This is a genomic window from Flavobacterium sp. Leaf359 (assembly GCF_001423985.1).
GTDB lineage: Bacteria > Bacteroidota > Bacteroidia > Flavobacteriales > Flavobacteriaceae > Flavobacterium > Flavobacterium lindanitolerans.
Genome location: NZ_LMPW01000015.1, coordinates 208,099 through 227,534, shown reverse-complemented (window position 1 = coordinate 227,534; position 19,436 = coordinate 208,099). Strand labels below are relative to the sequence as shown.

Sequence of the window (19,436 nt, the reverse complement as noted above, 5' to 3'; positions counted from 1 at the left end):
CTATCTTTGCATAAATCCTGAAGATAAGATGCAAACTCGTAAAAAACTGTTTGGACTAAAATGGCTTAAGCTTGCTCTTGCAGCAGTACTGGTTGGTTTTTTGGCCTCATTTCTGGCCATTTCACTAAAACATGTAACAGAACATTATGAAGGCGTTTTTTTCGGCAAAGCCGAAAAGTATAATTTCCTGCTTTTGGTACTTCCGTTTTTTGGACTTTCTGTAATTTATTTTTTACGGATTTATCTTTTTAGGAACAAGGAAAACAAAGGAATCAAAGAAGTATTTGAAAGTACCAAACCGGGTAAAAGCCTTCCTGCCTATAAAATCCCTTCCCATTTCATTAACGGACTAATCACCGTAGCTTTTGGCGGTTCTACAGGAATTGAAGTTTCTACCGTCGTGGCTTCTGCCGCAGTTGGTTCCATTGCACATTCTAAAGAAAGCTTTTTGAAAAGGTATAAGACAGAATTAATCTGTGCGGGAGTTTCTGCAGGTGTTGCCGCTTTATTTGCAAGTCCAATAGCCGGTCTTTTGTTTGCTTATGAAGTCATTTCAAAAAAATTATCCAGGTCATTCCTGTTTACAACCGTTATTGCGATAAGCGTGACGTGGTTGTTTTTATTTTTTATGGATGAAAAGCCTCTCTTTGCCGTTGGCATTTCAACATGGAACTATCATGCCATTCCTTATTTTATTTTATTAGGAATTATTGCAGGTATGAATTCGGTTTATCTCACCAAATGCGTATTGCGAATCAAGGCCTGGTTTTTAAAAATAAAGACTCCGTATTACAGGGTAGTATTTGGGGCATTGGTAGTTGGAGTCGGATTATTTCTTTTCCCACAATTGTTTGGTGATGGCTATCATGCCGTAAAAGAAAACATAGCTAACTCAAGTTCAACTCCTTCCATTTCGGTACTTTTAACCCTGGCAGCCTGTATTGTTTTAAAGCCAATTATTACTTCCGTTACGCTTTCGTCTGGTGGCGATGGCGGCGTTTTTGCTCCAAGTATATTTATTGGAGCGCTTCTTGGTCTTTTACTGGCTTTCGTGTCCAATCGTTTCTTTGATGCCGGAGTAATTCCATTAAATTTTATGGTTATAGGAATGGCCGCAATGCTTAGCGCCAGTATAAGCGCGCCTTTCACTGCCCTGTTTTTGGTTTGCGGATTAGTAGGCAGTTATGTTTTATTCTGGCCTATATTGGTTGTTTCTTTAGTTTCTAAATATGTAGCCCAAAGGCTTTGCCCATATACCGTATATACTTACGCTGCCAAAACAACCGCCTAATGCCAATCAAAAAGATACATCGCACCTACCGCAAAACCAAATATGTTCTCTATAAAGAAACGCTTGTTGATTTCAGGGAACATTTTTGGGCATTTATTGGTTCATTTGTTGGGATGGGACTCATTGCCTATTTGCAGTATGGGTCGTTCAATGAAAATGATTTTGTATTTCTGATAGGTTCCTTTGGAGCTTCCTGTGTTTTGGTCTATGGTGTAATTCAAAGTCCATTGGCGCAACCCCGTAATCTGATAGGAGGCCATGTCGTTTCGGCACTAATTGGCGTTACGGTACAAAAACTGGTTCCGGATGTTTTATGGATAGCTGCTCCCCTTGCCGTTTCGTTATCTATCGTATTGATGCAAATCACAAAAACATTGCATCCGCCCGGTGGTGCAACGGCATTGATTGCGGTTACCGGTGGTCCGCAAATAAAAGCACTTGGATATGGTTATGTTATCTTCCCTGTGCTAAGTGGCGCTCTTATTTTGTTGTTTATTGCCTTAATTTTTAACAACCTGACTCCAAAACGAAAATATCCTTCTGCTCCTATTTTGAGAAAAAAGAAAAGAAGAAAGCATTCATAAAAAAGCTCCCGTTTGGGAGCCTTTTTTTATTTTTCAACGCGGGTCCAATATTGGGTTCTTCCCAATAGAGAAAAGCCAATATAACCGCGGACTTTTAGTTTGTCTTTATTTTCAAGATTGATATGGCATTTGTATTCTTTCCCGTTTTTTGGGTCCAAAATAGTGCCGCCTTCCCACGTATCGTCATTTTTAGACAATCCTTCAATAATGACCAATCCTTTTATTGGTTTGTCTTTTTTACTGCCTTTGCATTTTTCGCAGGTCTTGTCTTCTTTTCCTTTTTCAAGTATTTCAACTACTTTGCCGTAAATCTTGTCGTTCTTTTCATAAATTTCGACAATAGACTTGGCAGCTCCGGTTTCATCATCAAAGGTTTTCCACCGTCCGGTAACAGATTGTGCCTGTCCTGTATGTATTCCTGCAAAAAGCAGAACGATACAATATGCAACTAGCTTTTTCATTTTCCGAAACTATAACGTATACCTATGTTTACTCCTATTCCACTGGCATTTACATACTGCGTTGGCAATCTGCGTGGAGAATCAGGGTCTGCCGGTCCTTGTGTATAACTGTCAGAAAAAACGAATTTCTTTTCATTTACAGGAAGGTCTGCCAATTGCTGTCCCGGAACCAATACGGCATTTCCGTTAGTAACCGCCGTAGTTCTGTATTCTGTAATTTCTGCCGATTTACTCTTGATGCTCAAATTTTTAAACTCTACTTCGCCAAAAACCTGCAATCTTGGTGCAACAGGATAGGTAACACCTAATGCGCCTACAAAACCAACACTAAATTTCGATTCAACCTCTGATTTGGCTTCTACGTGAATGTCGGTTCCCTGACCGCCACCATTGGTTTGATTGGCCGTAGTTTCAATAAAAAGTTTTCCGGCTGTGGGTATAATGGCTCCAATTCTTGCGTACGGATTCAATTTGCTCAAACCCGGGGTAATATAAATGGCGGGGATAATGTCCAACCCTCTTAAATAGGCTACTTCTTCCGACTGGAGCTGCGGACTGGTTAATTTTCCTATAGTTTTATCATATCCTGAAAAGTAATTGAAACCTATTTCGGCTCCTATATAGTTATTAAACATATATCCTGCCGTAATATTTCCTTTAAATCCACCTCCCAAAGTTCCATTCAGAGATTTTATCCTCATGGTTCCATCAGGATTTACGGTAATATCTGTTGACTGCTGAATCATTGTCAGCCCATTCGGGTCGGCATTGTTAAATTCTGTTTTTCCGGATTCGGTAACAAAACCTAAGCCACCCCGGATATAAAATTCCTGTGCCTGGCTTTTTGTGCCAATTAAGGCGAAACAAATCGTGCAAATTATAAGGCTTGCCTTTTTCATAATTTAGATTTTAAAGTTTAAAGTAATCAGTTATGCATCCTTTTTTCAAGTGTTTCGTTCAGGTTGCATATTAAAGTTAGCCATTTTCTGCTAGACCTTAACCGATTTTAGCATACCTTAACAGTTGGTCTTTCTTCGATAAATTGAAAAAATCCATTCTTTAAAATTGTCCATTGCTAACTTTTAAGTTATTTTGTAAAGTATAAATAAGGGCTATTTTGATACTTCAGGCAACCCATACTGTTTTTAACAGCAGGCTGAAAATGAGAACTGTTTTCACGGCCTGTTTAGTCTTGTTTATCACTGTAAACGTGCTTATAGATTACCTGTCTACTCTATCCCAAAACAGCGCGTTCTACCTGTCAGAATCGTTACTGTTCAGTTCCTATTGGATTTTGTTTCTTCCTTTGCTGACATTATTTTTAAAACTGACCCAAAAGAAAGATAAAATCGCAATTAAAATAGTACTTATTGGCGGGGCAGTTGTATTGCATCTGTTATCATATCCTGCCTTGATTTGGATTGTCTCAAAAATATTCTATTCCCATACGTTTTCGTATTGGCAGACTTTAAATTTTGGCATATCGGCCTATTTGATAAAAACGATTATTATTTATGGGTTTATGCTAATGGCTTTCTCTTTATCGAATCAGAAAATCCAAACTTCACCATTATCTCCTTCAAATGAGAAAAAAGCTTATATCAATTCTATTTTAATTTCAGACAGCACTAACAGAAAAACAGTAGTGGCAGTAAACGATATATTCTATTTTTCTGCCAATTCTCCTTATGTCAACATTTATCAGCTTTCCAAAAAACATCTGTATAGCGGAACCTTAAAATCCTTGGAAGTACAATTAGACAACAAACAGTTTGTACGTATACACAAATCATATATGGTGAACGTAAATAAGATTATATCTGTCCAATCAAGACAAAACGGTGATTATGACATTACCCTTACAGATGATACTGTTTTGAGGTTGAGCCGTAATTATGCCAAGAATTTTAAGCTTCACTTTTCAGCACATCAGCTTAGCCTAAAATAAACTCCGCTTACACTATTTTAGTTGGAAATCAACTGTTTTCATTATCATTTTGCATAAAATATTTGATTATGAAAAAACGGATTTTCTTTAAACTGATTTTTTTGCAGTTGGTGTTTATGAGTTGTAACGGACAAAAGGCAAATGAAAAATTACTCCCTAAAAACAATCCCATTGTTGGCGGTGGTTGTGATGGTTGCGAACTGATGTATATAGGAATGCCCAAAGAATTGCATGCTACAGATACAAGCCCCGGGTGGAATGAAAAGGGCCAAAAGCTGATTGTTAGCGGAACTGTTTTTCAATTGGACCAAAAGACACCTGCCCCAAATGTTATTATTTACTACTGGCAGACTGATAATGCCGGATATTATTCACCTACACAAAAAATGGATGAAAGAGTAAAACGCCACGGCCATATTCGGGGTTGGGTAAAAACCGATAAAAACGGAAAATATACTATCAAAACGATACGTCCTGCTCCCTATCCAAATGATGTTTTGCCGGCACATATCCATATCTCTATAAAGGAACCGGATGTTGCTAATGAATATTATACCGATGAAATCAATTTTGAGGATGACAAATTATTGACTGCTCATTTTAAAAAATATCCTCAGGAAAAGCGTGGCGGTAGCGGTGTTGTAAAAATTAAGGCTAAAGATGGTGTGCAAATTACTACACATAATATTGTTTTGGGGTTGAATATTCCTAACTATCCTAAGAAATTTAGATAAAATTCGATATTAATTTAGTTTATGGTCAGTTATTTATCACGCAAAGACGCTAAGTCGCTATGTTTGCACAGCAATTACCTCAAAACATTCTCTGATTTAAAATAAGTCACGGCATCGTGTATGGCAGCATCTATAGGTGTGTATTTAATTCCAAGTTCCTGAACTGATTTTTTATTTGAAAAGAAATTATTCTGGCAAAGAATACGCATGTTAGTCAGGCTTATGCTTGTTTCCAATCCGAAGAATCTTGCGCAGTTACCGCTATAACCTAACAAATGAAGTAACCATTTAGGCAGTGGTATCATTATTGGGTGTTGGTTGGAATATTCGCAAAGCAATTCAAAAAATGCCTTATAAGAGAGGTTATTATTGGCCAAAAGATATTTTTCTCCGTTTTTTCCTTTCTCAGTACCGGCTATAATACCTCTTGCCACGTCTTTTACGTCCACAAAGTTTTTACCACCCGGTGGATAAAACAGTATGTGTTTTTTCCATCCCATCAGTATTATTTTACCGGAACTGGGTTTGGTATCATAAGCGCCAAGCATAAATGTTGGGTTTATAATAATCACATCCATACTGTCTTTGTTTTGTAAGAGGAAATTTTCGGCTTCCAGTTTGCTTTTGGCATAATACGAATCTTTAAACGGATAACGCACAGCCTTATCTTCTGAACCCAATTCAAATAAATCACCATGTCCTAACGTGTTTGCAGAACTTACAAAAACAAATTTTTTAACAGAACCAGACACAAGCGCAGAATGGAACAGGCTTATAGTAGCATCACAATTTATTTTCTGATAGTCTGAATAACGTAAGAGATGCTGTCTGGTTTCGGCAGCAATATGAATAACTACTTCACATACTTCCATATGTGTGTATAGGTCTTCTTGCAAGTCACCTTTCACCAATTTCAAATGAGAGTGTAATTCTCCCTTATAATTTTTAGGGTTGCGGACTAATGCCCTGACCTGCCAGCCTAGTGCCAGCATTTCATGAACTAAATTTGTTCCTAGCAGTCCATTCGCTCCCGTGATAAAAACTGTTTTCATACTTGCGGATTTAGCTCTCTTTTTATAGACCGTGTCAATAAGGGTAGTTTTATCCAGATTGGAAGCATGACAAGCATTAGCCAGCTCATACGGTTAACCATGATTACCGTATCCCGTTTTAGGAGTTGGCGGATACAATATCTTGCTACAGCATCCGGATTGAGTAACGTTAGTTTTCCTAAAAAGCCTTGTTTTTCGATTCGGCGTGTGATTTCCGGACTTGTTTTCATAGCACCCGGATTTACAACGCTGACAAAAACGCTGGTATGTTTTAGTTCTTCATACAATCCTCTGGAGAAAGAATGTACGAATGCCTTAGAAGCCGGATAAACCGTTTTGTAGCCAATAGGGCAAAATGCTGCCATGCTCGATACGTTTAGGATATAAGCCTTTTCCTTTTTTTTCAGATTGGGTAGTAATTGATGAGTCAGCAATGAGGTTGCCATTACATTTACCTCAATAATTTTGCTGATATATTCTGCTGTGGCCTCATCAAATTTTTGGGTTCCGCCTGTTCCGGCATTGTTTATCAGCATAAATACTGAAAAGTTTGCATTGACCCAGGCTGCAAAATCCAATACATTTTTTTTGACGGAAAGGTCGGTTTCATAAAAAAATACCTTTACACCATATTGTTCTGAAATTTCTGAAGACAATTCCGAAAGTTCCTGTCCCGGCAGACTCATCAAAATCAGCGGTATATTATTTTTAGCCAGTTCATAGGCAAATGCCCTGCCCAAGCCTTGGCTGGCTCCGGTAACAACAGCATAACCGGTTTCATTTCCAGATGCAACTGTCTCGTCATTTTTTCGTAGCATGATTCACTTTTTATGCCAAAAGTATACTCTTGCCCTTGTAAAAATGTTTGGATTTATAGAAACGAACTCTTTTTGAACACTTTATAATCAACTGTAAAATAAGCAGTTGAAAAATAAAAAGTTCCAATTTATAAATCAGAACTCTTTTTTCTGAATTCTGAAGGTGTGAGGTCCGTAAATTTTTTAAAAGTTATATTAAATGAGGTCTTGGAATTAAATCCCGATTCAAAGGCAATGCCTAAAATTGACAGGTTATTATTCCTGTTATCGGCTAACAATTCCTTTGCTTTTTCAATTCTGTATTTATTGATAAACTGAAAAAAGTTTTCATTAAATCCGGTGTTGATAACATACGAAAGCTGATGTGGTGTTACTTCCATCAATTGTGCGAGTTTTATCAAATTCAAATCACCATCAAGATAAGGAGCTTCAGATTCCATAACTCCTAACAAACGTTGTTTTATGAGTTCGGTTTCTTCATTGCCAAGCAGCTTGATTTTTGGGCCTTCATTAGTTTTGCTTTCTTCCTGAAATGAAAAAACAGTATCAGCCTGTTGTGTTCCTACCGGATACACTTCCTGCTGTTTTAAAGAATAGTAGGCTATAAAATAAATTGCTATAAGGAAAGCAAAGTTCAGATAAGTGCCCGGCCTTTCTGCAATAAATATAATATTGTATACCGTGATTATAATTCCGGAAGCCAATATGGTATAGGCAATGTATTTAAGCCAGTTTAGACTGATTGGGTAAGTATCTGAAGAAAATTGCTGGATTTTCCTTTGATGCCTGTTGATTATCTCACAGGAATACAGTGCATAGAATAAACTTTGTACCAGCATAATTACGGTTAACCACGCCCTCAGGATGTCTTTATCTGCCTTGTCATAAAAGTACGATAACGATAACAAGGCCAGGAACAGAGCGGCCAATGGTAAATGTCTCAATTCTTTTAAGGAAAAAGAAAATGCAGGATTTGTAAAATGAACCGCACTATAATAAAATGTCAACGGAGTAAAAAACTGCAGAAAATTCAAAACAAATAAAAAAGGCTTGCCAATGGATGCTATTCCCAAAATCTCGGCAGCTTCATCTATCCAGAAAGTTCCCCACAAAAACAAAAATAATCCCAGCCATACATTCGCTTTCCTGTTGACTTTTAAAGGATTGAAAATAACAAGCATAGTTAGCATGGCAAAGCCTCCTAACAGAAAAATTACAATCAATCGGTCAATATATATCATGGATAGTCAAAGCAATTATTTTTGTTTATGCATAAAACTCAAATTTTCCAATCGTTTATGCCATCATTATATCTTATGTGTCCAAAGGTTGGCAACAGCTCATTTTCTCTGGTTATTGAGTATTCTATAGGCTGGTTAGGTATTTTACCTTCTTTCCAGCCCGCATAACATTCTTCCAGTTTTTGGATTTCTTCGTCTTTTGTCAGATTCATGTCCATACGATACAGCGTATTCAGCAATTCTTCCATTTCGGGAAGCGTATTTTTATCGGTATGAATCATAGGCGAAAGTCTTATAAACCGTTTTAATGCAGCGGCGTCTAATCCTTCTTTATAATCTTCTCCAAATAAAAACATAAAGGCTACATAGTTGGACCAGTCAGGCGGTTCATATAATATGGTTTTTGCCTGATTTACAATCGACATTTTAAAAAACTGCAATTGCGGCTTCCACAGCCAGAATTTATATTTTTTTCGGCGCTGTTTGATAGTTGTCTGTTTGATGTCATAAAACGTCTTTTTATCGTCATTCGACATCGATTTATTGGAAGTTCCTAAAGAAACCAGGGTTATAGAATCTCTTGGCACGCCTGATTTTATGGCTTCAATGACTCCGGCAGCAATAGGGTTATTAAATCCACCTAAAGCGCCATCCCATAATTCAAAAAAAACTTCGGAATTCTTTGCTTTGAAACGGGCCGGAAAATCGAAATATTGTATTGGCGCATTTGAAGAACCGTGAATGGCCTGTGTGAGCTTTACCGAATCATAATAAGGACCGCCGCCATATGACCTGAAAAATTTCGCCCGATTATTTAAGGCGTCATAGGTACAGACGATTAGCTTTAAATCGGGTTTGCCAATGAAATCAGGAAGTTCGTTCATTTGTCTTTTGGCAGATTCCGTAAACAGTTCGCGAAACGCCTTTCCTTTTCTTTTGGAACTGTATTTTGGCCCTATACTTTTGATATAGTCTACGGGAAAAAAACGTTCCCAAAACGAATTTTTACTAAAAATTTTTTCTCTGATTTTTTGGTCTTTGAAGAGTGCAATAGCCTTGTCTAAGGGCCAGTCTTCTACCAAAGCCGCAAGAATAATGCTGCCTCCGGAATTAGCAATCACCATATCAAATTCTTTGAGAATTGCATGGCCAGTCTTGTCGGGATATCTGTCTTTTAAGGTGAGTAACTGAAGTAATGACCAGCTTCCGCCTCCGTCAAGCGATAGTATTTTATACATCTTGCTAATTTATGAGCTTCTAATTTAGTTATAAAAATAAACGCTTTTGTGCTGGTATCAAAAAATAGCGGAAAAATAATGATGCTTGTTGTGCTAAGGAGAATTATTTTCACGCAAAGACGCAATGTCGCAAAGTATTAAATCTATTAGCTACATAAGTTTATTAGACTTTTTTTAAATCAAATACAATTACATTATGTTCCTGAAAATAAAATAATTGATTAATTTTATTTAAAGTCTTTTAATAACCTTTTCCGGATAATCTGTAATGATGCCATCAACCTTTAATTCAATCATTTTATCGATGTCTTTTTCGTCATTTACAGTCCACGGGATTAATCTCATATTGAGTTTCCTGACTGAATCAACCAAAGCTTGATTGACTTGTCCGTAATGCGGACTATATATCTGCGGCTTGAAATCCAATTTTGACAAATTCTTTGCAAGCCCCTTATCGCCCGCTAAAATCGCGATAGTCACATCAGGATATTTTTTATACAAAGCATTTAGTATAGCCGGGTCAAAAGACTGGATATTACTTCTGTTTTGTATTTCTTTTTTCTTAACAATTTCCATCACCATTGCAACAAATACGTCCGGTTGCGGTTGGGATTTGTCGTATTGGTCTGCCCCTGACTTGATTTCAATATTATAACGAATAGGTTTGCCTGGTCTGTGTTTAGCTGTATACGCTTCCATATCGTCAATCAGTTCTGAAAACAAAGGCTTATAGGCTTTGAATTTTTGCTGTTCCGGAAAATGCGTATTTCCTTTGGAACCAATATCAAACTTACGAATACTGTCATAAGGCATCTGATATAAATTATAAGACCTTTCCTTTTCACGGGTAACAGGCATCCCGTTAGGGAGCAATACATATTCAGAAGACATAAAAGGTTCGTGAGAAACCACCACCTTTTTATCTCCGGAAATAACAACATCAAGTTCAATTACGTCAGCGCCTTTGTCAATAGCACTACGAAAAGCTTCCAGGCTGTTTTCAGGAAAATGCCCTCTGTCTCCACGATGGCCCTGAACTTCGATGTGTGATAATTTTGCAGTAGTAGTATTATGGGCTATGTTGCAAGAGGTAGCTGCCCACCAGGCAACCAAAAGAAAAGCGGGATATTTTTTCATTGTTCAGTAGGTAATTGATTGGAAAAAGACAAATCCTTTCCGAACAAATATACAACATTCCCCCTACTTTGACTGGTTAGTATTTTACAAACTTAGCCGTTGCAGTTCCTTCATCTGAATAAATTCTGATAACATAATTTCCTGAAGCCAGATTAGATATGTCCAATACTTTGGTGTCGAAAGTACTACTGAACGTCCTTACCGGTTGCCCCATTATATTATATACGGTCACAGATTTTATCAGAATTTCATCCTTATTTGTAATCGTTATGAAATCACTTGAAGGATTTGGAAAAATCATAAAACGGTTTGAAAATTCATAATCCTTGTCACTAAGCGATTCGATTGTGGTGGTTACTCTTTCTGTCATAACCGGCAAATTAAAATCAAAATAAATACCGGCGGCATTGCTAAAACTATCGCCCGGAGCCAAAGACGGCTTAGTCTTAATTTTAAAAGCGATATAACCATCATTAATATGGTCATAAAAAGGGAGATTGATATCTTTAAAAACAAATTCAATCTTATTGGTATTGCTAATCTTGGTACTAAAATTATGGCTGCTTTCTATGGTTGAAAGCGTACTTATATCAAAACGTTCCGTATCGATAAGGTCTTTTACTACAATATCTTTTGCGACAAAATTGCCGGTGTTCTCAAAGCGTATAATATAATGCACATATTGCCCAATTATGGAAGAAGAAACCGAAAGTCCCTGAAGACAGGTTTTGTCATTAGGGTCAAAAGAATTAACTACTTTCTGTCGTAAGACAATCGTATTGTCTTCTGGCACAGCGTCTAATGAAGGTGTAGTTATTGTAACTTTATAATTAAGAATGTCTCCGCTATTAAGGGAAGGATTATCGGTTGGCCTATTCAATATAAAACGCAGTGCAATAGTGCGTGACTCAAAAGGTTTTAAGTTAGAAAAAGACCATATCAAACGTCCAGGATTCTGTGCTGTTGATGTGGTTATTTCAGGGTGAATTATTGTAGCATCAAATTCCAATTGAATATTTCCGGATTGTGTTCTGGTTCCTTTATTTCTATATGAAATAGCATAATTGGCTACATTCCCAGGCACTGCATCATTTAAAGGCAATAAGGTGATTTCAACGTCAGGATATTCTCCTTTTGATTTCAGGCAAAAAAGCTGCTCTAAAGAACCTGAGGATTGGTCAGGAAATGAATACGTCATACTTGGTGGCGAAACATCAAAATAATCCGGGTTAGCGAGAAGAGGAATAATGGTTGTGTTACCATCCAGTAGTGGCAAATTATATTGCCCGCTCCTATCTGAAAAATATACCGTTTCAGTTGTTCCACGAATTAATTTATAACCGGCAAAGCAAACAACAGTATCCTCTGCATCACAGCCATTCATGTCATTATCAAAAGTTGTACTGCCCTTCACGGCATTATAATTTCCGCCCGGTGTAAAAGAGCAATAAGAATTGACTCCGCATTCAAGACCTGGCAGTGCTGCCAACCTTGCTTCTATCATATCTATCTCATCTTCATCGGCACAGATATAGCGAAGACGGGGCACAGTGGATAACGAATGCTCAAAAAAAGCCGTATTATCCTTTCCGTTTTTTATAAAAAGCGAAGTAAGTAATGGGTTGGAACCAAACTCCAACACTTCAACACCCGGACATTGGGCAATATCCAGAGATGACAGCCTGTTACCATCAAAACTAACCGACCTTAGTTCTTTATCTGCAAGAACCGTTAATGCATTGCTAAGTCCGTAATTACTGCATGGTAAAGAATCAAGCCCTTCAAAGCCTCGTAAATCTAAACTGGCCAATGGATTACTTCTAAAGTTAAACCTCCCGATACCCAGCTCCGGACAACCATAAACCTTTAGATATCCTAACTGGTTGTTCGCAAGACTTAGCTCTGTTATTGCCGGACCGGAAACTGTCATTGACAACAGTTTATTATTGTCTGCAATTACACTTACCAATTCCGGATGGTCAACCAGATTACTGAGCGAAACCAATCGATTATTATGCAGCAACAGCCGTTTTAATTTAGTAAGTCCTGTAAAATCTAAAGCAGTCAGGACATTATTAGAGCAATTGAGTTCTTCTAACGTTGTTTGGGCCGATAGGTCCAATTGTGCCAATCGGTTGTTATGGCAATAAAGTTTTTTGACAAAGTTTCCGGCTAATTGCAAGATTGCCAGTTGATTATTCTGACATTCCAAATCACGTAGCCTGGCCAGTCCGGTTAGATTAAGAATACTCAATCGGTTAAAAGAGCATTCCAAATCACGAAGACGACTGTTCACTGAAAGATTCAAATCCGTTAGGGAATTATAAGAACAATACAGATACTCCAGGTTAGGAGAATTGTTTATATTTAGCGAAATCAAAGCGTTATGCCGGCAGTCAATAAAATTCAGCCCTGGATTATTCAGTACCAGACTTTCGAGTTTGTTGTTGGCACAGGAAAGACTGTATAGTTTTGAGCAGGCTGATAAGTCTAATGAAACAATTTTGTTGTTTGCACATTGTAATGATGTCAATGAAGGTAAATCTGAGGTTGGAACAGAACTTAATTGGTTATCATTGCATAGTAAGGTAGTGATTGCCGTAAAATATTCAATCCCCTTTAAATTGGCAATTGAAGAAGACGATACATTGATATAACTAACTGCCAAAGCTTCTGCAGCTTCAATCTCTCCATTTTCATTACTATCAATACGGAAGTATTGTCCCTGCCTGTTCCTGGCAATCTCATTACTGGCATCAGCAGCCAGCAGTTTTGCCTTAAAATTAGCATCGGGAATATATAGCCCTTGACCCTTCATGCTTTGCCAAAAGCAAAACACCAAGAGGGCGTAATATAGTTTTTTCATGGGGGTATATTTACAAAGCGTAAATATATCTTAAAAAAATCATAAAAACCCACTTTTTGGAAAGTTAATTTAAAGAATCCTTATTAAATCATTCAATATGCAATCATTTCAATTTTCAGCAGCTTATTCTTTCCCAAATAAACGATTGATACGTTTAGGTGCTTTAAAACGATATCCAACATAAAATTCCAAGAACTGTTGTTGGTCTGCCACATGTATTTGGGCATCAGAGTTGTACGAAAATGAATTCAGGCTTGTAGCGGCTCCGGCAAAAAAACGTTCTGTATTATAGCCTAATGTTAACCTAAATTGCGTTTGAAAAGAAAGACCATCTATAACTTCATCGGGTTTATTGTCATTGTAAACCGTTCTTGTGCTATTAAATCCCAATCCCGCATAGGCACCTGCTGATACAAGCCATTTGTTGCGTATAATCCAGTTGTAATAATATCCAGGGCCAACAGCGATATCAAAAATATGGTCCTTGCTGGGTTCGTTGTTTTTAATTTGCGTAAAATAGTAGCTCATGCTGGGCACAAAACTGCCCGCACTTTTTTGCTGCCATTCACTTTGTAGAAAAATTGCCCGAAACGAAAAATCCGGATTAAAGACATAAGAGGTACTTCCCCCTATCTTTTGTACCCGAAAATGAGGAAACAGTATATTATTTTCTATTCCAATATCTTTCCTGTCTATATAAAACCCTTTCGTTTTTACATATTGTAACTCTTGCATCCAGGAACCAAAATAGAGTCGTGTTCCAAAATTATAAAACTTCGTATGTCCTCTAAGAGCATCATCTTTATTGAAGCGAAGAAACTCTGGCGTATAGCCCAAATCTATTTCAATAAACTTATAAATTAGTGTTAGTGTTGAACGCAGCCGTTGATTGGGTGACAAAGTAAAATCCAGATGGCTGGTTTTGTCTTTTATACGAAACGAATTAAAGCTATTGCTAAGTCCCAGACGTAGTTTAATATGGTTGTCGTATTTTTCTATACTCTTTTCAGGCTTTTGCACAGCAACGGTATCTGCCATTTGGGCCTGACAAATGGTAGCATAAAAAAAGATAAAAAACCGGGCATATTTTTTTACCATCTCGTATTCCTATTCTTTTATGCAAGATACAAATTAACACTTTAAAATAGGATGGAGTTATATATTATTGGCATTTTTGTAATTTGCATACAACTCAAAATAACTAATAATGAACAATACCAGAATATATAAAATGTCTTTTGCAAGTGTTTATCCGCACTATATTCAAAAAGTTGAGAAAAAAGGGCGTACCAAAGAAGAATTAGACACTGTTATTTTTTGGCTGACGGGATATGACAAAAAAAGTCTCCAACAAGTAATCGAGCAAAAGACAGATTTTGAAACTTTTTTTGCCAAAGCTCCACAAATCAACCCTAACGTTTCAAAAATCACAGGAGTCATCTGCGGTTACCGTGTTGAAGATATCGAAGATAAACTGATGCAACAAATTCGTTATCTGGACAAACTGGTAGATGAATTGGCTAAAGGAAAAGCAATGGAAAAGATTTTAAGGCAATAACGAGCACAATAAGTCATTATTGCTTTTCAACTATAGACTTTCAACTATAGACTTTCAACTTTCAACTATCAACTATCAACTAAAACTACTTCAAGCCTTTTCTAAATTCCGAAGGTGTTTGCTGTGTCATCTTTTTAAAAATGGTATTAAAAGAAGTTTTGGAATTAAATCCGGATTCATAGGCAATTCCTAATAAAGAAAATTGGTTTTTCTTTTCAGATAATAACTTTTGGGCATGTCTTACTCTGTAGCCGTTTACGAATTGGAAAAAATTTTCATCAAATCCCTGATTAATCAAATAGGACAATTGATGAGCGCTAATACCTAAAAGTCCTGCCAATTTAATCAGGTTTAGTTCGCCATCCAGATAGGGCTTTTCTGTTTCCATCAGGTCTGTCAATTTCAATTTTAGGTTTTCCAGTTCATTATCAGAAAGTAATTTCTTCTTTTCTTCCTGTCCCTCATCTTTTAGTTCTATTTCCAATAGTTCCTTACGTTGGGCTTCATCCAGCGGATAGATTTCTTTTTGCCTTAATGAATAATACGATGTTAAGTAGACTATTATCAAAAACAACAAATCCATTACCAAATGCTCCTGCCGTTTTTCAATAAAGATATTATAGAGTTCATAACCTTCTGTAATGATAATGGTTACAAATAATAGAGAAGTTATCTTAATCAGCCATTGCAAACTACTATTTTCTGTATTGGAAGAAATCGTTTCTATTCGTTTCTGGTGACGGCGTATTTTAAAATAAACAATAGCAATATAGGGTAAATTATGTGAAATGGGAATCATGCTATATACTATATTATGAGGCGGATCCAACATCAAAGTAATATAGATAACCGGTAAAATCAGGCAAGCCAGGTCAGCCTTTTTGAAAACATAATTTGGATTGATAAAGAAAACCACACTAAAATAGAGAAATAGCGGCGTAAATATCTGCAGAATATAAATGATTTGAGTTAACACAAATCCTGTGTTTAAACCACATAAGGCAATAACATCGAAGAACCAAAAGCTGGACCAAAGGAAAAGAAATAGTCCAAAAAACAAATTGGCTTTTTTGTTCACATTCATTGGATTGGCAAGTACAATAAATGATTGCAGAACCAAACTGCCAAATAATAGTATAACGGTAAATTTTTGCAGTTCTGAGGCTAACATTTTAAAGCTTTAAGTAGTTAAATTAATAATTATCAAAGTTTTTTACGCAAAAGAATTTTTATTGTCTTTGAAAAATAAAATCCAGAAAAGTGCACTTCAACCATTAATAGTATCTGTTAATCGATATTTTATAACATATTGTGGATTTTACACCCTAACTTAAGCCAAAATAAAATTTATTTGTTAGTTTTGCAATATATAATAAAAAAGAATACATAAATAGTATTCCACACGTTAGCAACGGTAATATAACCTTTGCTTAACAAAACAGGTAAGAATACCAAAACTTGTATGCTGATTTGGCCGAACAACACTCCCACCAGGTCTTATCTAAAGCATGACAAACAGACTATTTTTTAATTACTAGCTGATAATGCAGATGTCAAACCCGATATCAGTCTATATTAACTGTTTATTCCTATGTGCCTAACGTATTTAACGGCATAGAAAAATCAGGCAGGTTGCTGTCAAGCAATGTTAATAGTATAGATGTCAGGTTATTTCTGATATCGCAGAATCAAATGTAAGAGTGATTCCAGATCCTTAAGTAGGGTCTGGAGCATAAAGTAATATGTCATATTCCTTCCTGTATTTAAATTTTGTTACTAATTCCAATGCACTTGTTTGTGCCTTGAAATTTTGCAGACAACAACACATTTACATAGAAAGTATAATTTCCCTGCGAAGCCACTCAATTTATTTTACGCCGTACTTGTTAATTAATTTCAATGGTTAAACCGTTAAAACTAAAAACATGAACATCCAAAACGCTTATTTAACACTATTGTTTATAGGCCTAAATAGCTTTGCACAGCAAACAGGTATAAATACTAAAAATCCACAAGGCATATTACATGTTGATTCTGCTATAAACAACCCAACATTGGGACTGCCAACAGTGGAACAAACAGATGATTTTATTATTACTAATAGTGGCAATGTGGGTATTGGTACAATAACACCTAATACCAAATTACACATTAAAAGCACTACCTCTGGTGCTCTACGTATCCAGGACGGCACACAGGCTGCCAACAGACTATTCGTTAGTGATATCAACGGAACAGGCACATGGATAACTCCAGCTGTTACCAAAGATGCAAAAATGGGTACTTTTCCCTCTCCTGCCCAAACAATAATCCTGACAGGCACAAATAATGGCGGATCAACCAATCCGATATATTCCGGTCTCTATTTAGATCTTGAACCTGGCAGATGGTTAGTAAATGCAGGTATTACTCTCGAAAATTTGCCTACGGGTACCATACAAGGCTGGGGACATGCGTGGCTGTCAACAAATAACTCCGGTGCGCCGGCGCAAAATGGTTTTGCCCATTTAGGACCGGCTGGTAACAACACCTCTTTCGCCGGCGTATTGCAAGGCGCTTTTTTAAACTATACACCTGCAACGCCAAAAACAGCTTTTATATCAGGAACCTCCATTATACAGGTTAACGGTACATCGACCTTGCGCATTTTCCTTATGCTGGAGAGATTTAGCTATACCTACAGGACAAATGCATCACAAAATTATTTTTATGCAGTGCCTGTTAACTAATCTCAAAAAGCAGTATTTAACAGCACTATTTATTACCAATTGTTAAACATTAAAGGCATGAAAACACTAAACATTTACTTATGCTTGCTATTCATCGGTCTTAGCCTTCATAGTTTTTCACAAACGGGCATTAATACCAAAACCCCGTTGGGTGCATTACATGTTGACCCGGCAAACAATACTCCTGCCACGGGAACACCTACAACGCAACAAACCGATGATTTTATTGTTGATGAAAATACCGGAAATGTAGGTATTGGAACTGTTTCGCCAATAACCAAACTGCATATTAATAATGAAACGGCCATTCCGTCCATAACTATAACCGATGGCACTCAAGGGGTCAACAAACTACTCACTTCAGATGCCAATGGTGTAGCTACCTGGGTAACTCCTCCGGTTACAATGTCATCTGTATTGGGTACTTTTCCTCTGAGCAGTTTACCGGTAACGCCAACAGGGGCATCAAATCCTCCCGTTTTTTCTACATTAATGATTGCGCTAAAACCCGGAAAATGGATAGTCAATGTAGGGTTGGTTTTTGATAGTCTGGGCAGTGCTACATTTATACAAAATGCTTATTTGTCTACTTCCTTAACCGGTGCGATAACACAAACTAACTTCAGCCATTTGGGACCGGGCGGTTCTAATACCTCATACGTAGGCGTATTGACAGGCTCTGTAACCTTTACTCCAGATACTGATGCCAACAGAAGAAGTTATGTCACAGGCAGTTCAATTATCCAGGTTACAGGTTCACCAATTAGTATCATCAATTTGAGACTACAGAACCAGCCTGTTGGATATTACAGGTTTGATCCCTATGCCCCGGAAAATTATTTTTATGCTATTCCTATTAACTAAAACAATATAATTACCGACGCCAAATATTCAGGCAGCTAAACAAACAAAAAATGAGTACACGGCACATCTTTCTAATAGCATTGCTTACAGGCTTTAGCCTCAATAACTTTGCACAACAAACCGGAATAAATACTAAAAATCCGCAAGGAGCACTACATGTTGATGCGGCTCATAATAACCCCGCAACAGGAGCGCCTACAGCAGAACAAACTGACGATTTTGTCATTGATGAAATTACGGGTAATGTTGGGATTGGTACCGTTTCACCAAGTACTAAATTACATATAGTTAGCAGTACACCGGGTGCGCTGACTATTGCTGATGGTGCACATGATGAAAATCATGTATTATTGAGCGATGCCGCAGGCAACGGAAAATGGGTAGACCACCCTGTGATGAGGCCAAATATAAGAGGTAGCGCTACAGCAACCAATGTATATTCTGATGGCAATACCGCAACACCCTACCGCTATACCGGCTTTAGTATTACCTTAACCGAAGGCGACTGGATCGTAAATACCGGTCTAACATTTGTTGAACTGGGAAGAAAAAGAGATGTCAGCCCAAATGTAAGTATTAATGTCGCTTTTTGGCAAAGAGCCTACCTCTCATCGACCACCAGCAATACATCAATATCACAGACTAACTTCAGCCATTTAGGTCCCGCAGGCAACAACACCTGTTATGGCGGTCCTATGTATGGCCTCAGTAGTCGTGGTGTTTATGAAATTGGATATATTACCGGAAGTTCCGTAATCAGAGTACCAACCGGTACAAAAGCTACAATTTATTTAATGATTGAAAACAAACCTAATTGGTATTACAGATATAATTCAACCTATTGGGAAAATTATTTTTATGCAATCCCTATTACACAGTAAGAATAAAACAGAAACAATTTTTATGTATCAAAAA

Annotated in this window: 18 protein-coding genes; 8 read left to right on the top strand and 10 right to left on the bottom strand. The window is 37.2% G+C overall.

Annotation, left to right across the window (positions count from 1 at the left end; genetic code table 11):
- Positions 1-28: 28 nt before the first annotated feature.
- Positions 29-1,291 (top strand): chloride channel protein, encoded by a 1,263-nt coding sequence (locus tag ASG38_RS16280; RefSeq protein WP_056073528.1) that lies wholly within the window; start codon positions 29-31, stop codon positions 1,289-1,291.
- Complete coding sequence (locus ASG38_RS16275) at positions 1,291-1,875, top strand: HPP family protein (RefSeq protein WP_056073526.1); 585 nt, start codon at positions 1,291-1,293, stop codon at positions 1,873-1,875. The genes ASG38_RS16280 and ASG38_RS16275 overlap by 1 nt, the downstream gene beginning before the upstream one ends.
- A gap of 26 nt (positions 1,876-1,901) precedes the next feature.
- On the opposite strand, the gene ASG38_RS16270 is transcribed toward ASG38_RS16275, so the two are convergent.
- Together ASG38_RS16270 and ASG38_RS16265 are read right to left on the bottom strand one after the other, a co-directional pair.
- On the bottom strand, positions 1,902-2,336 hold the full coding sequence (locus tag ASG38_RS16270; RefSeq protein ID WP_056073524.1) for a DUF2147 domain-containing protein: 435 nt from the start codon (positions 2,334-2,336) through the stop codon (positions 1,902-1,904).
- Positions 2,333-3,235, bottom strand: coding sequence for an outer membrane beta-barrel protein (locus ASG38_RS16265; protein WP_056073522.1), 903 nt, complete (start codon positions 3,233-3,235; stop codon positions 2,333-2,335). Before ASG38_RS16265 ends, ASG38_RS16270 begins: the two co-directional genes overlap by 4 nt.
- Positions 3,236-3,498: 263 nt before the next feature.
- Between ASG38_RS16265 and ASG38_RS16260 the strand changes: the two genes are divergently transcribed.
- Both ASG38_RS16260 and ASG38_RS16255 read left to right on the top strand, forming a co-directional pair.
- On the top strand, positions 3,499-4,284 hold the full coding sequence (locus tag ASG38_RS16260) for a LytTR family DNA-binding domain-containing protein (protein WP_056073777.1): 786 nt from the start codon (positions 3,499-3,501) through the stop codon (positions 4,282-4,284).
- 68 nt (positions 4,285-4,352) lie between these two features.
- Complete coding sequence (locus tag ASG38_RS16255; RefSeq protein WP_082482249.1) at positions 4,353-5,018, top strand: hypothetical protein; 666 nt, start codon at positions 4,353-4,355, stop codon at positions 5,016-5,018.
- A 74-nt stretch (positions 5,019-5,092) separates the two neighbouring features.
- On the opposite strand, the gene ASG38_RS16250 is transcribed toward ASG38_RS16255, so the two are convergent.
- The 7 genes from ASG38_RS16250 to ASG38_RS16220 all read right to left on the bottom strand — a co-directional run bounded on the left by ASG38_RS16250 (position 5,093) and on the right by ASG38_RS16220 (position 14,408).
- Positions 5,093-6,070 (bottom strand): NAD-dependent epimerase/dehydratase family protein, encoded by a 978-nt coding sequence (locus tag ASG38_RS16250; protein WP_056073520.1) that lies wholly within the window; start codon positions 6,068-6,070, stop codon positions 5,093-5,095.
- Positions 6,067-6,888 (bottom strand): SDR family oxidoreductase, encoded by an 822-nt coding sequence (locus ASG38_RS16245; RefSeq protein ID WP_056073518.1) that lies wholly within the window; start codon positions 6,886-6,888, stop codon positions 6,067-6,069. The genes ASG38_RS16250 and ASG38_RS16245 overlap by 4 nt, the downstream gene beginning before the upstream one ends.
- 128 nt (positions 6,889-7,016) lie before the next feature.
- The gene (locus ASG38_RS16240; protein ID WP_056073516.1) at positions 7,017-8,129 is read right to left on the bottom strand and encodes a helix-turn-helix domain-containing protein; all 1,113 of its coding nucleotides are present in this window, start codon (positions 8,127-8,129) and stop codon (positions 7,017-7,019) included.
- Positions 8,130-8,167: 38 nt separating this feature from the next.
- Positions 8,168-9,367: a patatin-like phospholipase family protein gene (locus tag ASG38_RS16235; protein WP_056073514.1), complete on the bottom strand. Its 1,200-nt coding sequence runs from the start codon at positions 9,365-9,367 to the stop codon at positions 8,168-8,170.
- Between the two features lie 231 nt (positions 9,368-9,598).
- Positions 9,599-10,504, bottom strand: a complete 906-nt coding sequence (locus tag ASG38_RS16230) for a glycerophosphodiester phosphodiesterase family protein (protein WP_056073512.1) — start codon at positions 10,502-10,504, stop codon at positions 9,599-9,601.
- 76 nt (positions 10,505-10,580) lie between these two features.
- Positions 10,581-13,322 (bottom strand): T9SS type A sorting domain-containing protein, encoded by a 2,742-nt coding sequence (locus tag ASG38_RS16225; RefSeq protein WP_056073511.1) that lies wholly within the window; start codon positions 13,320-13,322, stop codon positions 10,581-10,583.
- A gap of 171 nt (positions 13,323-13,493) precedes the next feature.
- Positions 13,494-14,408, bottom strand: a complete 915-nt coding sequence (locus tag ASG38_RS16220; protein WP_162239714.1) for a DUF4421 family protein — start codon at positions 14,406-14,408, stop codon at positions 13,494-13,496.
- Between the two features lie 169 nt (positions 14,409-14,577).
- Between ASG38_RS16220 and ASG38_RS16215 the strand changes: the two genes are divergently transcribed.
- Complete coding sequence (locus tag ASG38_RS16215) at positions 14,578-14,928, top strand: DUF2200 domain-containing protein (protein ID WP_056073506.1); 351 nt, start codon at positions 14,578-14,580, stop codon at positions 14,926-14,928.
- Between the two features lie 85 nt (positions 14,929-15,013).
- On the opposite strand, the gene ASG38_RS16210 is transcribed toward ASG38_RS16215, so the two are convergent.
- A complete protein-coding gene (locus ASG38_RS16210) occupies positions 15,014-16,099 on the bottom strand; it encodes an AraC family transcriptional regulator (RefSeq protein WP_056073504.1) in 1,086 nt (361 codons plus the stop codon).
- 754 nt (positions 16,100-16,853) lie between these two features.
- On the opposite strand from ASG38_RS16210, the gene ASG38_RS16205 reads away from it, so the two are divergent.
- Genes ASG38_RS16205 through ASG38_RS16195 form a run of 3 tightly spaced genes read left to right on the top strand, consistent with a single transcriptional unit; the run spans position 16,854 to position 19,402 of the window.
- A complete protein-coding gene (locus tag ASG38_RS16205; protein WP_056073502.1) occupies positions 16,854-17,657 on the top strand; it encodes a hypothetical protein in 804 nt (267 codons plus the stop codon).
- A gap of 57 nt (positions 17,658-17,714) precedes the next feature.
- On the top strand, positions 17,715-18,521 hold the full coding sequence (locus tag ASG38_RS16200; protein WP_157486196.1) for a hypothetical protein: 807 nt from the start codon (positions 17,715-17,717) through the stop codon (positions 18,519-18,521).
- A gap of 50 nt (positions 18,522-18,571) precedes the next feature.
- Positions 18,572-19,402: a hypothetical protein gene (locus tag ASG38_RS16195; protein WP_157486195.1), complete on the top strand. Its 831-nt coding sequence runs from the start codon at positions 18,572-18,574 to the stop codon at positions 19,400-19,402.
- Positions 19,403-19,436 lie beyond the last annotated feature (34 nt).

Coding starts and splice junctions, on each gene's coding strand:
- ASG38_RS16280 (WP_056073528.1), top strand. CDS start 29: ATGCAAACTCGTAAAAAACTGTTTGGACTAAAATGGCTTAAGCTTGCT.
- ASG38_RS16275 (WP_056073526.1), top strand. CDS start 1,291: ATGCCAATCAAAAAGATACATCGCACCTACCGCAAAACCAAATATGTT.
- ASG38_RS16270 (WP_056073524.1), bottom strand. CDS start 2,336: ATGAAAAAGCTAGTTGCATATTGTATCGTTCTGCTTTTTGCAGGAATA.
- ASG38_RS16265 (WP_056073522.1), bottom strand. CDS start 3,235: ATGAAAAAGGCAAGCCTTATAATTTGCACGATTTGTTTCGCCTTAATT.
- ASG38_RS16260 (WP_056073777.1), top strand. CDS start 3,499: ATGAGAACTGTTTTCACGGCCTGTTTAGTCTTGTTTATCACTGTAAAC.
- ASG38_RS16255 (WP_082482249.1), top strand. CDS start 4,353: ATGAAAAAACGGATTTTCTTTAAACTGATTTTTTTGCAGTTGGTGTTT.
- ASG38_RS16250 (WP_056073520.1), bottom strand. CDS start 6,070: ATGAAAACAGTTTTTATCACGGGAGCGAATGGACTGCTAGGAACAAAT.
- ASG38_RS16245 (WP_056073518.1), bottom strand. CDS start 6,888: ATGCTACGAAAAAATGACGAGACAGTTGCATCTGGAAATGAAACCGGT.
- ASG38_RS16240 (WP_056073516.1), bottom strand. CDS start 8,129: ATGATATATATTGACCGATTGATTGTAATTTTTCTGTTAGGAGGCTTT.
- ASG38_RS16235 (WP_056073514.1), bottom strand. CDS start 9,367: ATGTATAAAATACTATCGCTTGACGGAGGCGGAAGCTGGTCATTACTT.
- ASG38_RS16230 (WP_056073512.1), bottom strand. CDS start 10,504: ATGAAAAAATATCCCGCTTTTCTTTTGGTTGCCTGGTGGGCAGCTACC.
- ASG38_RS16225 (WP_056073511.1), bottom strand. CDS start 13,322: ATGAAGGGTCAAGGGCTATATATTCCCGATGCTAATTTTAAGGCAAAA.
- ASG38_RS16220 (WP_162239714.1), bottom strand. CDS start 14,408: ATGGCAGATACCGTTGCTGTGCAAAAGCCTGAAAAGAGTATAGAAAAA.
- ASG38_RS16215 (WP_056073506.1), top strand. CDS start 14,578: ATGAACAATACCAGAATATATAAAATGTCTTTTGCAAGTGTTTATCCG.
- ASG38_RS16210 (WP_056073504.1), bottom strand. CDS start 16,099: ATGTTAGCCTCAGAACTGCAAAAATTTACCGTTATACTATTATTTGGC.
- ASG38_RS16205 (WP_056073502.1), top strand. CDS start 16,854: ATGAACATCCAAAACGCTTATTTAACACTATTGTTTATAGGCCTAAAT.
- ASG38_RS16200 (WP_157486196.1), top strand. CDS start 17,715: ATGAAAACACTAAACATTTACTTATGCTTGCTATTCATCGGTCTTAGC.
- ASG38_RS16195 (WP_157486195.1), top strand. CDS start 18,572: ATGAGTACACGGCACATCTTTCTAATAGCATTGCTTACAGGCTTTAGC.